The organism is Bacillus sp. CGMCC 1.16541 (assembly GCF_003184905.1).
In the GTDB taxonomy this organism is placed as follows: domain Bacteria; phylum Bacillota; class Bacilli; order Bacillales; family Bacillaceae_H; genus Priestia.
On sequence record NZ_QFRU01000029.1, the window covers coordinates 1 to 12,766 of the forward strand.

Here is a 12,766-nt window from a genome sequence, read left to right on the forward strand (position 1 = left end):
AGAAAAGCGAAGGCGACTGTTCACCTTTGAGAGACATTAGAGCTTTTCCTCAGCAAACTGTTATCTAGTTTTGAGAGAACAATCTCTTAATTGAATACATGTCTGGTGGCGATAGCAGAGAGGTCACACCCGTTCCCATGCCGAACACGGAAGTTAAGTTCTCTAGCGCCAATGGTAGTTGGGACTTTGTCCCTGTGAGAGTAGGACGTTGCCAGGCAATGATAAAACACTAGCGATAGCGCTAGTGTTTTTTTGTTTTTAAATAGTAAAAAACAAGAGCTATCATAAAAGTGTTATTTACTAAATGTATTCATATATTACTAATTTTATAGAGTAGAGTTGTATAATTTGTTCCTTATCCGTTAAAGCTATTAGTGGAGGTGGGGAAATATGAAGTATGCAAAAGAAGTTGTTTGTTGTGTGTGTGAAGAGGAGAAATCAATTAATGAAGGAATTCATATTTTTTCAGAATTTCTATGTCGAGAATGTGAGTCTGAAATTGTAAGGACTGAGACAAATACTCGAAGATATCGTTATTTTGTTCAGAAATTAAAAAGGTTAACCACGTTTAAATCTTCTGTATAAAAGAAAGATAGTTCGTTATAAATTCCATTTACACAGGGGGGGTTATAGCGAACTTTTTACTTTTATTCTGTATACATTCAATATTTCTAGAGTAAATAGATTGATGTTTCATTAATTGATATAATGAATGTGCAGAAAATATAATTTAAAGTACGAACAAAGGAAGAGTTCTATGAATCTTGATCAAACTAAATTACCTCTATATGATGCTCTCTTAAAGCACGCATCTACTCAGCCAATTTCGTATCATGTACCGGGTCATAAAAGTGGAAGTGTGTTTCCCCTTCTTAGTGATAATATCTTCTCTTCTATTTTAAAGATTGATATGACAGAGATTAATGGATTAGACGATTTACATGATCCTGAAGAAGTAATTGATGAAGCTCAAAGGTTAGCAGCAGATATATATGGAGTTGACGCTACTTATTTTTTAGTGAATGGATCAACTGTTGGAAATTTAGCTTCTGTTTTATCCCTTTGTGACGAAGACGACATGGTTCTTGTTCAAAGAGATTCACATAAATCTATTTTAAATGCTGTAAAGCTTTCTAAGGTGAGACCTGTTTATCTTGCACCTACTGTTGATGAAGAGACTAATATTAGCATAGGGTTATCTATTGAAACCATTGAGGAAGCCCTAAAAGCCTATCCAAATGTGAAAGCATTAATTGTAACAAACCCAACGTATTACGGAGCTTCTATCGATATTGATAAAGTTGTACAGTTGGCACATTCGTATTGTGTTCCTGTTATTGTGGATGAAGCACATGGAGCTCATTTTATAGTGGGTCCTCCTTTTCCAAGGTCAGCTGTACAAGCTGGTGCTGATATCGTAATTCATTCTGCGCATAAAACATTACCCGCAATGACTATGGCTTCGTATTTACATGTACAAGGTCATTTTGTAGACCAAGTAAAGTTGTCTTCATACTTGAGTATTTTACAATCAAGTAGCCCATCATACGTCCTGATGGCTTCTTTAGATATAGCTCGGTATTACGTAGCTCACTTTCGTTCTTCTCATGTGAGAAAGTTAATAAAAAATATAGAAATGTTTTGTGAAGAGATTAATTCTATATCTGGTTTAAAGGTGGTCCCTCTCAACTCTCAAGATCCATTAAAAGTACTAATAGAAGCTTCTTTTTGTACAGGGTATGATTTACAGCGTATGTTTGAACAAAAAGGAATTTATTCAGAGTTAGCTGATTCTTCTCGCGTGCTATTTGTTTTACCTTTGAGTGAGAAGCTCGAAATTGAAGAAACGATAGAAAGAATGAAAAAAGCGATACAATCTTTTTCAAATCAAGAAAATCAGACGCTACGTAACGAAGCAAGATTCTCATTTGTTTTCCCAAGTGTATCCTCTGTATTAAGCTATAAACAGATGAAATCGTTAGAAAAAACAACCGTAGCCATTGAACATTCAGAAGGTCTTTTTGTTTGTAAATCTGTTATCCCTTATCCACCAGGTATTCCAATTTTATTAGAAGGGGAACAAGTTAATCGTGACCATATTAATTACATTTTACAACTAAAAGAGGCAGGAGCTAAGGTTCAAGGTGGTCATTCGATTTATGATGGGTACTTAGAGGTATTTTTAATATAAAGGAGAATAAAAAATGTCAGGCATGTTTATTACGTTTGAAGGTCCTGAGGGGGCTGGAAAAACGACAATTATTCATATGATTTATAACCAATTAAAAGAAGAAGGATATGATGTTATCCTCACGAGAGAACCGGGAGGAATTCAAATTGCAGAGCAGATTAGAGAAATTATTTTAAACCCTGCTAATACTGCTATGGATGCACGAACAGAAGCATTGTTATATGCTGCTGCAAGAAGGCAACATCTCGTTGAAAAAGTCGTTCCAGCCTTAGAGGAAGGAAAGATTATTTTATGCGATCGGTTCGTTGATAGTTCACTTGCATATCAAGGTTTTGCTAGAGGACTAGGGATTGATGAAATATATCAAATCAATCAATTCGCAATAGATGGTTTAATGCCAAAAGCTACACTGTTTTTTGATATTAAACCGGAAGTAGGACTAGAGCGAATTAACCGTAATAAAGAGCGAGAAGTGAATCGTTTAGATCTAGAAAAAATTGAGTTTCACCAGCACGTACGTAACGGATATTTAAAAGTGATTGAGAAATTCCCAAACCGTATGCACTCTATTGATGCTAGTAGAACAATAGAAGAAGTATATCAAGAATCTTATAAGAAACTGATGGTACTTTTAAATAAATAATTCTATCTTCAACGGTTATAGAATCTTGTTATAATAGATATAACAGTATTAAAAGTAAAGAAAAAAGTAGAGGTGTAAATCGATGAAATTAGTTGTAGCTGTCATTCAAGATTCTGATGGTGCGAAGTTATTAAATGCTTTAGTGGAAAACGGTTTCCGATCTACAAAATTAGCGAGTACGGGTGGGTTTTTAAAATCTGGTAATACAACAATCATGATTGGAACAGAGGATGATAAGGTAGATACAGTTTTAGACATCATTAAAAATGAATGTAAAAATCGTCGTCAATTAATTTCTCCTGTTTCACCAATGGGTGGGAACGCAGACTCATATATTCCCTATCCAGTGGAAGTGGAAGTAGGGGGAGCTACTGTGTTTGTTCTACCTGTAGATCAGTTTCACCAATTTTAAGAAATACAAATGCAATGCATAAGTGAGTGATAAATAAATGACAAAAACATGGGATGATCTTGAAGCGATTCAGCCGAATGCTTTGAAAATTATTAAGAACAGTCTTGTGAAAAATCGAGTAGCTCATGCCTATATATTAGAAGGAAGTAAAGGTACGGGTAAAAAAGAGACAAGCTTGTTATTTGCAAAAGCATTATTCTGTCAACAACTTGACGACTATAAGCCTTGTAATAGATGTATTAATTGCCGTAGGATTGACTCTTCTAATCATCCTGATGTTCATTTTATTGAACCTTCTGGATTATCTATAAAGAAAGAGCAAGTTCAATATTTACAATCAGAGTTTACAAAAACGGGTGTTGAGTCTAATCAGAAATTATATATCGTCGAGCATATTGATAAAATGACAGTAAGCGCTGCAAATAGTTTATTAAAGTTCTTAGAAGAACCAGGAGATGGCACATATGCAATTCTTCTAACAGAACAAATTCATAAATTATTAGACACGATTATCTCGAGATGCCAAGTTATCTCTTTTCAAGCGTTAACTCCAGAAAGTTTGGAACAAAAATTAATAGATAATGATGTTCCAGAGTCAACGGCTTCAATCCTTTCTCATTTAACAAATAGTTTAGATGAAGCGTTCCAGTTAAGTGAGGACGAATGGTTTGGACTTGCAAGAAAGTTAGTGATACAATTATATGAAGTATTAACAACTAGACCTCAACAAGCCCTTCTTTTTATTCATGAACAGTGGATGTCTCATTTTATAGAAAAAGAACAAGTGCAAGTTGGATTGAACTTATTAATGCTTCTTTATCGAGATGTATTGACGATACAAGTAGGACAAGAAGCAAGAATTGTGTATCGTCATAAGCAAGAAGAATTAAAAATGCAAGCTCTTCAAATGACTCAAAATAAAGCTATTTATCAGCTTGAAGTGATTATGAAGGCTAAAAATAAATTAAATTCTAATATGAATATACAGTTATTGATGGAACAGCTGGTGTTGGATTTGCAGGAGGGATAAAAGCTTGTATGATGTAGTAGGAGTACGCTTTAAGAAAGCGGGGAAGATTTATTACTTTGATCCTGGAGAGCTAAATATTCCTGATGGCGAATTTGTAATTGTAGAGACAGTTCGCGGTGTGGAATTCGGCAAAGTAGTCATTAATAAAAAGCAAGTAAGCGAACATGATATTGTTCTTCCTTTGAAAAAAGTGATTCGCATTGCTGAACAAAAGGATCGACTTATTGTAGATGAGAATAAAAATGCTGCTCAAGAAGCATACGATGTGTGTATGCAAAAAATTCAAGAGCACAGTTTAGATATGAAATTAGTAGATGTAGAATATACATTCGATCGGAATAAGGTGATTTTTTATTTTACTGCTGACGGACGTATTGATTTCCGAGAGTTAGTAAAAGACTTAGCTGCCATTTTCCGTACACGCATTGAACTACGTCAGATTGGTGTGCGTGACGAGGCGAAGCTTTTAGGTGGCATTGGACCTTGTGGAAGAATGTTATGTTGCTCTACATTTTTAGGAGATTTTGAACCTGTATCCATTAAAATGGCGAAAGATCAAAATCTATCACTAAATCCAACCAAAATATCTGGATTATGCGGTCGATTAATGTGTTGTTTAAAATATGAAAACGATGAATATGAAACAGCCAAAGAACAATTGCCCGATTTAGGAGCAGTCATTAAAACACCAAATGGCTCTGGACGTGTTGTAGGTCTTAATATACTAGAAAGAATTATTCAAGTAGAGCTATCGGAGCAGCAACAAATTGTTGAGTTTACACTGGATGAAATTGTGAAAGAAGGGGCTGTTTCATTTCAAGCCACAGAGTAACGAGGTGGGCAAAGGTGGATAAAAAAGAGATTTTTGATTCGGTTACTAATATGGAGGAGCAGATTGGGCATTTATACAAGCAATTAGGTGAATTGAAAGAGCATCTTGCTGAGCTCATTGAAGAAAATCACAATATAAAGCTAGAAAATGACCATTTGCGCCGCCGCCTTGACCAAACGAATAGTGAAGAAGTGCAACGAAAGCATCGGAATCAAAAAGTGAATAAACAAACAAGAGAACAAAAACAAGTAGATATCGGAGAAGGGTATGATAACTTGGCTCGTCTTTATCAAGAAGGTTTTCATATTTGTAACGTACACTATGGAAGCATCCGAAAAGATGGAGACTGTTTGTTTTGTTTGTCATTTTTGAATAAGAAGTAAAAAAGCCTTTCCGTTTGGAGAGGCTATTTTTTATATAAGGTAAAAGTTTAAAGGAGAAGAACACAATGGTGCAATTACATGAAGATGAGCGATTGGATTATTTGTTGGCAGAAGAGAATTTACGAATTATACAAAGCCCTTCTGTCTTTGCTTTTTCATTAGATGCAGTTTTATTAGCAAGATTTGCGTATGTTCCAATTCAAAAAGGAAACATCATTGATTTATGTACAGGAAACGCTGTTATTCCGTTATTGTTATCTAAACGAACAAAAGCCTCCATTATCGGTGTTGAAATTCAAAATCGACTACATAGCATGGCTGAAAGAAGCATTTCTTATAATGAACTTGGAGGTCAAATTGAAGTCATTCATGGTGATTTAAAGGATATGCCACAAAAGATAGGATACGGAAAGTTCGATGTAGTCACGTGTAATCCTCCTTATTTTCCTACTCCGAAAAAAGAGGAGCAAAATATTAATGAACACTTCGCTATCGCAAGGCATGAAATTCATTGTACATTAGAAGATGTGATTCGAGTGAGTAGTCAACTGGTACGTCAAGGAGGGAAAATAGCACTTGTCCATCGACCAGGTCGGCTTTTAGATATTGTAACACTTATGCGAAAATATAAAGTAGAGCCAAAGCGATTACAGTTCGTCTATCCAAAAGCAGGAAAAGAGGCAAATACCATTTTAATTGAAGGAATTAAGAACGGAAATCCTGACCTAAAAATATTACCTCCATTGTTTGTTTATCAAGAAAATAATGAGTATACGGAGGAGTTAGAGAGCATTTTATATGGAAAAGAATAGTCATTACTTTTACGTCTTAGAATGCAGTGATGGTAGTCTTTACGCAGGTTATACAGTTAATATTGAAAAAAGAATACGTACACATAATGAAGGAAAAGGTGCTAAATATACAAGAGGTAGAACACCTGTTTCGTTAGTGATAGTGAAAGAATATACAACAAAGCGAGAAGCAATGCAGATGGAGTATCAATTCAAACAATTGAGTCGCTTGCAAAAAGAGAAGTATATTTTAAAGGAGCGAGAAAACAAATATGAAACAGCAAAAAAGCTATAGCGGAGAGCAAGAAGGTGGAACGCTATATCTTGTGCCAACACCTATTGGAAACTTAGAAGACATGACATTTCGTGCAATTCGTATTTTAAAAGAAGTAGACTATATCGCAGCGGAGGATACGAGACAAACAAAAAAGTTATGCAATCATTTTGAAGTGTCAACGCCTATTAAAAGTTACCATGAACATAATAAAGAGAGCAAGGGACAGCAAATGGTTGCAGATTTAAAAAGTGGTCAATCAATTGCTTTAGTAAGTGATGCAGGCATGCCGTGTATTTCTGATCCTGGTTATGAGTTAGTGGCATTAGCCGTGCAAGAGAATCAAGTTATTGTTCCTTTACCAGGAGCTAACGCCGCACTAACTGCTTTAATGGCATCAGGCTTGCCAACCGATCACTTTTATTTCTATGGATTTTTACATCGTCAAAAAAAGCAAAAGATCGAGCAATTACAAGATTTAATGTACCGAAAAGAAACCATGATTTTTTATGAAGCTCCTCATCGATTAAAGGAAACATTAAAACTAATGAATGATGTATGGGGAGATCGTTATATTGTGTTATCACGTGAATTAACGAAGCGTTATGAAGAATTTCTACGTGGTTCCATTTCAGATGCGCTAGATTGGGCGTCAACAGAAGAAGTAAGAGGCGAATTTTGTGTGATTGTTGAAGGTAGTCAGGAAGAAGAAGTGGTTCCAACAAAATGGTGGGAAGATAAAACAATCATTGAACATGTGGACTATTATATAAATGAAAAAGCATATTCCTCAAAAGAAGCAATTAAACAAGTGGCTGTTGAACGAGAGATGCCAAAGAGAGATGTTTATAACACGTATCATATTAAATAATAAAAAAGCTGTCGTCTGGACAGCTTTTTTATTACTTAGCAGTTGCTAAAGAGTCTTGAAGTTCTTTAATGATTTGTTCTGCACCTTCGCGGCTTAAGATTAATTTTCCACCCGCAAGTTGAATGTTCTCATCAGAAACTTCACCTGTGATTTGGCATGTCATGTTTGGTTTGTATTTCTTTAAGATAATACGCTCCTCATCAACATAAATTTCTAATGCATCCTTTTCAGCGATACCTAATGTGCGGCGTAATTCAATTGGAATTACTACACGTCCTAACTCATCAACTTTACGTACAATACCTGTAGACTTCATAATAAATTTCTCCTCTCGTATTCTAGTACTTTTTCTATATTATTTTCGTCATTATTCGACAAATTTCAATGTAATCTAATCATAACAGTGTTTCCAAAACTAGTCAATAATTTTATATGTAAAAAACTGTAGTTGGAAAAAATTAAAACTTTGTTTGTTGATATATCAAGGTTTTTTGACCAATAGTCAGTATGAAAAAGGTATATTTTTGAAAAAAATAACATTTAAAACTATTATACTCATAATAATTATCAAAAAACAGAGAAAGTAAATGTTGGAAAATATGTCGACAATTCGACAAAATTCTATTTTTGTTATTTTTTCTTTTTAATCGGTTTACATATGTACGGATAGATTTCACTTAACGAACAAGAATAGACGTGATAAAGTCGTAACTAAATGTATATTCTTATAAGAAAATAGGCGATGATGGTAATATTCTTTCATCTTTCATATTTTCTATAAGAATTATTCGGAAGGGTTTTGCGGTTTTTAGAGGTTATCATGTAAAATAATAAATGTGACTTGAAGTAAAATCATCCAGTATATAGTGTGGAAATGGATTTACAAATAAAAGTTGTTGCCGTTACATTTTATATAGAAGGAAAAAGTACTTATTTTTCAGTAAAACAGTGGAGGGAATTTTTATGGTAGAAAGCAAGAATACATATTATATTACGACGCCTATTTATTATCCAAGTGGTAATTTACATATTGGTCATGCGTATACAACTGTTGCAGGGGATGCGATGGCTAGATATAAGCGTCTAAGAGGTTTTGATGTGTACTACTTAACGGGTACAGATGAGCATGGACAAAAAATTCAGCGTAAAGCAGAAGAAAAAGGAATTACGCCTCAACAATATGTAGATGAGATTGTTGAGGGAATTAAAGACCTTTGGGGAAAGATGGATATTTCCTACAACGATTTTATTCGCACAACTGAAAATCGCCATAAAGAAGTAGTAGAAAAGATCTTTGCTAAACTAGTTGAACAAGGAGATATTTATTTAGATGAGTATGAAGGTTGGTATTCAGTTCCAGACGAAACGTTCTATACTGAACATCAACTAGTAGATCCTATTATGAAAGACGGGAAAGTTGTTGGAGGAAAGAGCCCTGATAGCGGACACCCTGTTGAGTTGGTAAGAGAAGAATCATACTTTTTTAAAATGAGTAAATATGTTGATCGTTTGTTGGCATTTTACGAAGAGAATCCAGGGTTTATTCAACCAGAGTCTCGAAAAAATGAAATGATTAATAACTTTATTAAACCAGGACTAGAAGATTTAGCTGTATCTCGTACAACCTTCGATTGGGGCGTAAAAGTACCAGGGGATCCAAAGCATGTAATTTATGTGTGGATTGATGCGCTATCAAACTACATTACAGCACTAGGGTATGGTACAAAAGACGATTCTAAATACAAGAATTATTGGCCAGCTGATGTTCATTTAGTTGGAAAAGAAATTGTGCGTTTCCATACTATTTATTGGCCAATTATGTTAATGGCATTAGATTTGCCACTACCAAAAAAGGTCTTTGCACATGGTTGGCTATTAATGAAAGATGGAAAAATGTCAAAGTCAAAAGGAAATGTTGTTGACCCTGTGACATTAATTGATCGTTATGGCTTAGATGCGTTACGTTATTACTTATTGCGTGAAGTGCCATTCGGTTCTGATGGTGTATTTACACCTGAAGGGTTTGTAGAGCGTGTGAACTTCGATTTAGCGAATGACTTAGGAAACTTAGTAAATCGTACAGTAGCAATGATTCATAAATACTTCGATGGTGTAATTCCAACGTATCAAGGTTCAATCACAGAATTTGATGATACACTTGTACAAGTTCAAAAAGAAGTAACAACTAAATATGAAGAATCAATGGAGCAAATGGAATTCTCTGTTGCATTGTCGTCTGTATGGAAGTTAGTGAGCCGTACGAATAAATATATTGATGAAACACAACCATGGGCCTTAGCAAAAGATGAAGAGCGTCGAAATGAGCTTGCATCGGTCATGACACATTTAGCAGAATCGATTCGTCATATCGCTGTTTTATTACAGCCGTTCTTAACACGTACGCCACAAAAAATCTTCTCACAAATTGGTGTAACAGATAAATCACTTATGTCATGGGAAAGCACAGCATCATTTGGCTTAATCCCAGAAGGAACAAACGTAGCTAAAGGTGAACCTTTATTCCCGCGTTTAGATGTAAGTGAAGAAGTAGAGTATATTAAAGAGCAGATGCAAGGTTCAGCGCCAAAAGAAGAGGAAAAAGTAGAAGTGCCTAAAGTCGATGAAATTTCAATCGATGACTTTATGAAAGTGGACTTACGTGTTGCACAAGTGACACAAGTGGATCCTGTTAAAAAAGCAGATAAGCTTTTGAAGCTTCAATTAGATTTAGGTTACGAAAAGAGACAAGTCGTTTCAGGTATTGCGAAATTTTATAAACCAGAAGAGTTAGTGGGTCGAAAAGTCATTTGTGTTACGAACTTAAAGCCCGTTAAACTTCGCGGAGAATTATCACAAGGGATGATCTTAGCGGGAGAAGATGAAAATGGATTATCACTCGCGGCGGTCGACCAAAATTTAGCAAATGGAACGAAAATCAAATAATAGTATAAAATATTATTCCGTTTTATATGTAAGAAAGAGAAAGGGTGTTTCACGTGTAACATACGTGAAACCTTTTTCTTTTTGTTATAACAACATAATTTTTAGAAATGATAACAGTAGAAACTCGAATGTAAGAGGAGGAAAAAGAATATGTTATTTGATACACATGTACATTTAAATGCTGATCAATATGAAAGTGATTTAGAAGAAGTCATTGAACGTGCGAAAGAAGCAGGTGTCGAAAACATGGTAGTGGTTGGATTTGACCGCAAAACCATTCATCGTGCGATGGAAATTGTTGAACAATATGACTTTATCTATGCAGCGGTAGGGTGGCACCCAGTAGATGCGATCGATATGACAGAAGAAGACTTAGAGTGGATTGAAGAATTAGCTGCACATCCTAAAGTCGTTGCAATCGGAGAAATGGGTCTAGATTATCATTGGGATAAATCTCCAAAGGATGTGCAGAAGGACGTGTTTCGTAAGCAAGTTCGTCTCGCAAGAAAAGTAAAGTTGCCAATTATTATTCATAATCGTGATGCGACAGAAGACGTTGTTGAGATTTTAAGAGAAGAGAACGTAGAAGAAGTAGGAGGGATTATGCACTGTTTTACAGGTAGCTTAGAGATTGCTAAACAGTGTATCGACATGAATATGTACATCTCGTTTGGGGGTCCAGTGACATTTAAAAATGCGAAAAAACCGAAAGAAGTAGCGACAGAATTGCCTCTTGATCGACTTTTAATTGAGACAGATTGTCCATACTTGACTCCTCATCCATACCGTGGAAAGCGCAATGAGCCAGGGTATGTCACATATGTAGCTGAACAAATTGCTAAGTTAAAAGGGATAACTTATGAGGAATTAGCACAAAAAACAACAGCAAACGCGAAAAAATTATTCGGCATAAATCGATAAAATTTTAAATTGTCAATTATTGATAGTGGTTTACGTGACAACGTTTTAAAAAAAGTTCTACTTTTCTTTTTTCACTCATAGGATGAACTTGTCGACAAGTCTCTCTTCCTTTTTTTTGATAACTTAGACATAATAGACTATAGTCAACACAAAAAGCAGGAGGGTTGACAAGTTGACAACTACTCTATATAATCCTTGTTCGAGAGAAGGAGGCGTTTTTCATCGTGTTAAAAAACGTGAAAAAGCTGTTATCCAAATCTATGAGTGGAAAAAGACTAGTAATCTTTGTAACTAGTTTTGTAGCCTTTTCTACCGTGATTGGATTTGTTGCTTATAAGAGCACACAAGCCTCGGTCTCATTAACAGTGGATGGACAGAAAGTTGATATAGACACCCATGCTAAAACTGTTGGAGACCTACTGAGGCGTGAAGATATTGAATTGAGTAAGCGCGATTACTTGTCGCATTCACTATCGGCTCCAGTAACAGAGAACATGAACGTGGTATGGAAACCTGCAAAATCTGTTCAACTCGTAGTAGATGAACAAAAGCAACATATTTGGACTACAGCAGATACAGTAAATGAAGTTCTAAAAGAGCAAGAGATGGAACTATCGAAGCATGACCAAATTCAACCTAGTTTAGATACAGCAATTAAACAAGATTTAGCTATTGAAATAGACAAAGCATTCCAAGTGACACTCAATGAAGGCGAGAACCAGCAGCAAGTTTGGTCCACTTCGACTACGGTCGCTGACTTTTTAGAGCAACAGGAAATTAACTTGAATGATCCAGACCGTGTAGACCCTAGTTTATCTAGCCAAGTTACACCAGGTAGTGTTGTAAATGTTATCAGAGTAAAAAAAGTCACCGATGTAGTGGAAGAACCAGTTGATTATGCGACTGTAACAAAAAATGATCCAAATCTTGAAAAAGGGAAAGAAAAAATTATTCAAGAGGGTCAAAAAGGTCGTGTAACCAAGCATTATGAAGTTACGCTTGAAAATGGGAAAGAAACCTCGCGTAAATTAGTCAAAACGGAAGAACAAAAAGAAAGTAAAGACAAAGTGTTAGCAGTAGGTTCAAAAGTTGTAAAACCAGTCACTCAAACAGCGGCAAAGGTTGATACACAAGTATCTCGTAGTAATGGTGGTAGTGTGTCTAAAGAATTCACGGTAAATTCAACGGCATATACTGCATATTGCAACGGCTGTTCTGGTAAAACAAGAACAGGCTTTGACTTGCGCGCAAATCCAAATGCAAAAGTCATTGCAGTTGATCCAAATGTCATTCCTTTAGGTAGTAAAGTGTATGTAGAAGGCTATGGCTATGCAGTCGCAGCTGATACAGGTGGTGCCATTAAAGGACATAAAATTGATGTATTCTTCCCAGATAAGTCAAAGGCTTACCGATGGGGACGCCGTACTGTTAAAATTAAAGTGTTAAATTAATTTTAAAGTGCAGAGGATAATTTT

At 35.4% G+C, this 12,766-nt stretch carries 14 protein-coding genes and 1 rRNA gene; 14 read left to right on the plus strand and 1 reads right to left on the minus strand.

Features of this window, described 5'->3' with window-relative positions; all coding sequences use genetic code 11:
* Positions 1–101 precede the first annotated feature (101 nt).
* The 11 genes from rrf to rsmI all read left to right on the plus strand — a co-directional run bounded on the left by rrf (position 102) and on the right by rsmI (position 7,427).
* Positions 102–217: ribosomal RNA gene (gene rrf / locus DIS06_RS18145) — 5S ribosomal RNA — on the plus strand.
* A gap of 173 nt (positions 218–390) precedes the next feature.
* Positions 391–585 (plus strand): sigma factor G inhibitor Gin, encoded by a 195-nt coding sequence (locus tag DIS06_RS18150; protein ID WP_110114650.1) that lies wholly within the window; start codon positions 391–393, stop codon positions 583–585.
* Between the two features lie 172 nt (positions 586–757).
* Entirely contained in the window at positions 758–2,191 is a 1,434-nt protein-coding gene (locus DIS06_RS18155; RefSeq protein WP_162596021.1) for an aminotransferase class I/II-fold pyridoxal phosphate-dependent enzyme, read from the plus strand.
* Between the two features lie 13 nt (positions 2,192–2,204).
* Positions 2,205–2,834 (plus strand): dTMP kinase, encoded by a 630-nt coding sequence (tmk, locus tag DIS06_RS18160; protein WP_110114652.1) that lies wholly within the window; start codon positions 2,205–2,207, stop codon positions 2,832–2,834.
* Positions 2,835–2,916: 82 nt separating this feature from the next.
* Positions 2,917–3,246 (plus strand): cyclic-di-AMP receptor, encoded by a 330-nt coding sequence (locus tag DIS06_RS18165; protein ID WP_110114653.1) that lies wholly within the window; start codon positions 2,917–2,919, stop codon positions 3,244–3,246.
* 37 nt (positions 3,247–3,283) lie between these two features.
* On the plus strand, positions 3,284–4,276 hold the full coding sequence (holB, locus tag DIS06_RS18170; protein ID WP_110114654.1) for a DNA polymerase III subunit delta': 993 nt from the start codon (positions 3,284–3,286) through the stop codon (positions 4,274–4,276).
* 4 nt (positions 4,277–4,280) lie between these two features.
* Entirely contained in the window at positions 4,281–5,108 is an 828-nt protein-coding gene (locus DIS06_RS18175; protein ID WP_110114655.1) for a PSP1 domain-containing protein, read from the plus strand.
* Between the two features lie 14 nt (positions 5,109–5,122).
* On the plus strand, positions 5,123–5,491 hold the full coding sequence (gene yabA, locus DIS06_RS18180; protein WP_110114656.1) for a DNA replication initiation control protein YabA: 369 nt from the start codon (positions 5,123–5,125) through the stop codon (positions 5,489–5,491).
* Between the two features lie 65 nt (positions 5,492–5,556).
* Positions 5,557–6,303 carry a tRNA1(Val) (adenine(37)-N6)-methyltransferase gene (locus tag DIS06_RS18185; protein WP_110114657.1) on the plus strand — a complete coding sequence of 249 codons (747 nt, stop codon included), beginning with the start codon at positions 5,557–5,559 and terminating at the stop codon, positions 6,301–6,303.
* On the plus strand, positions 6,290–6,577 hold the full coding sequence (locus tag DIS06_RS18190; protein WP_110114658.1) for a GIY-YIG nuclease family protein: 288 nt from the start codon (positions 6,290–6,292) through the stop codon (positions 6,575–6,577). Before DIS06_RS18185 ends, DIS06_RS18190 begins: the two co-directional genes overlap by 14 nt.
* On the plus strand, positions 6,555–7,427 hold the full coding sequence (rsmI, locus tag DIS06_RS18195; protein WP_110114659.1) for a 16S rRNA (cytidine(1402)-2'-O)-methyltransferase: 873 nt from the start codon (positions 6,555–6,557) through the stop codon (positions 7,425–7,427). The genes DIS06_RS18190 and rsmI overlap by 23 nt, the downstream gene beginning before the upstream one ends.
* Positions 7,428–7,458: 31 nt before the next feature.
* Here the strand turns inward: rsmI and DIS06_RS18200 are convergent, their stop codons facing one another.
* The gene (locus DIS06_RS18200) at positions 7,459–7,743 is read right to left on the minus strand and encodes a transition state genes transcriptional regulator AbrB (protein ID WP_110114660.1); all 285 of its coding nucleotides are present in this window, start codon (positions 7,741–7,743) and stop codon (positions 7,459–7,461) included.
* Positions 7,744–8,390: 647 nt separating this feature from the next.
* Here DIS06_RS18200 and metG point away from each other — a divergent pair.
* The 3 genes from metG (at position 8,391) to DIS06_RS18215 (ending at position 12,742) form a co-directional block, all read left to right on the plus strand.
* Positions 8,391–10,370 carry a methionine--tRNA ligase gene (gene metG, locus DIS06_RS18205; RefSeq protein WP_110114661.1) on the plus strand — a complete coding sequence of 660 codons (1,980 nt, stop codon included), beginning with the start codon at positions 8,391–8,393 and terminating at the stop codon, positions 10,368–10,370.
* Positions 10,371–10,520: 150 nt separating this feature from the next.
* Positions 10,521–11,291: a TatD family hydrolase gene (locus DIS06_RS18210; RefSeq protein ID WP_110114662.1), complete on the plus strand. Its 771-nt coding sequence runs from the start codon at positions 10,521–10,523 to the stop codon at positions 11,289–11,291.
* Between the two features lie 224 nt (positions 11,292–11,515).
* The gene (locus DIS06_RS18215; RefSeq protein ID WP_343287511.1) at positions 11,516–12,742 is read left to right on the plus strand and encodes a ubiquitin-like domain-containing protein; all 1,227 of its coding nucleotides are present in this window, start codon (positions 11,516–11,518) and stop codon (positions 12,740–12,742) included.
* The last annotated feature ends 24 nt before the right edge of the window (positions 12,743–12,766 follow it).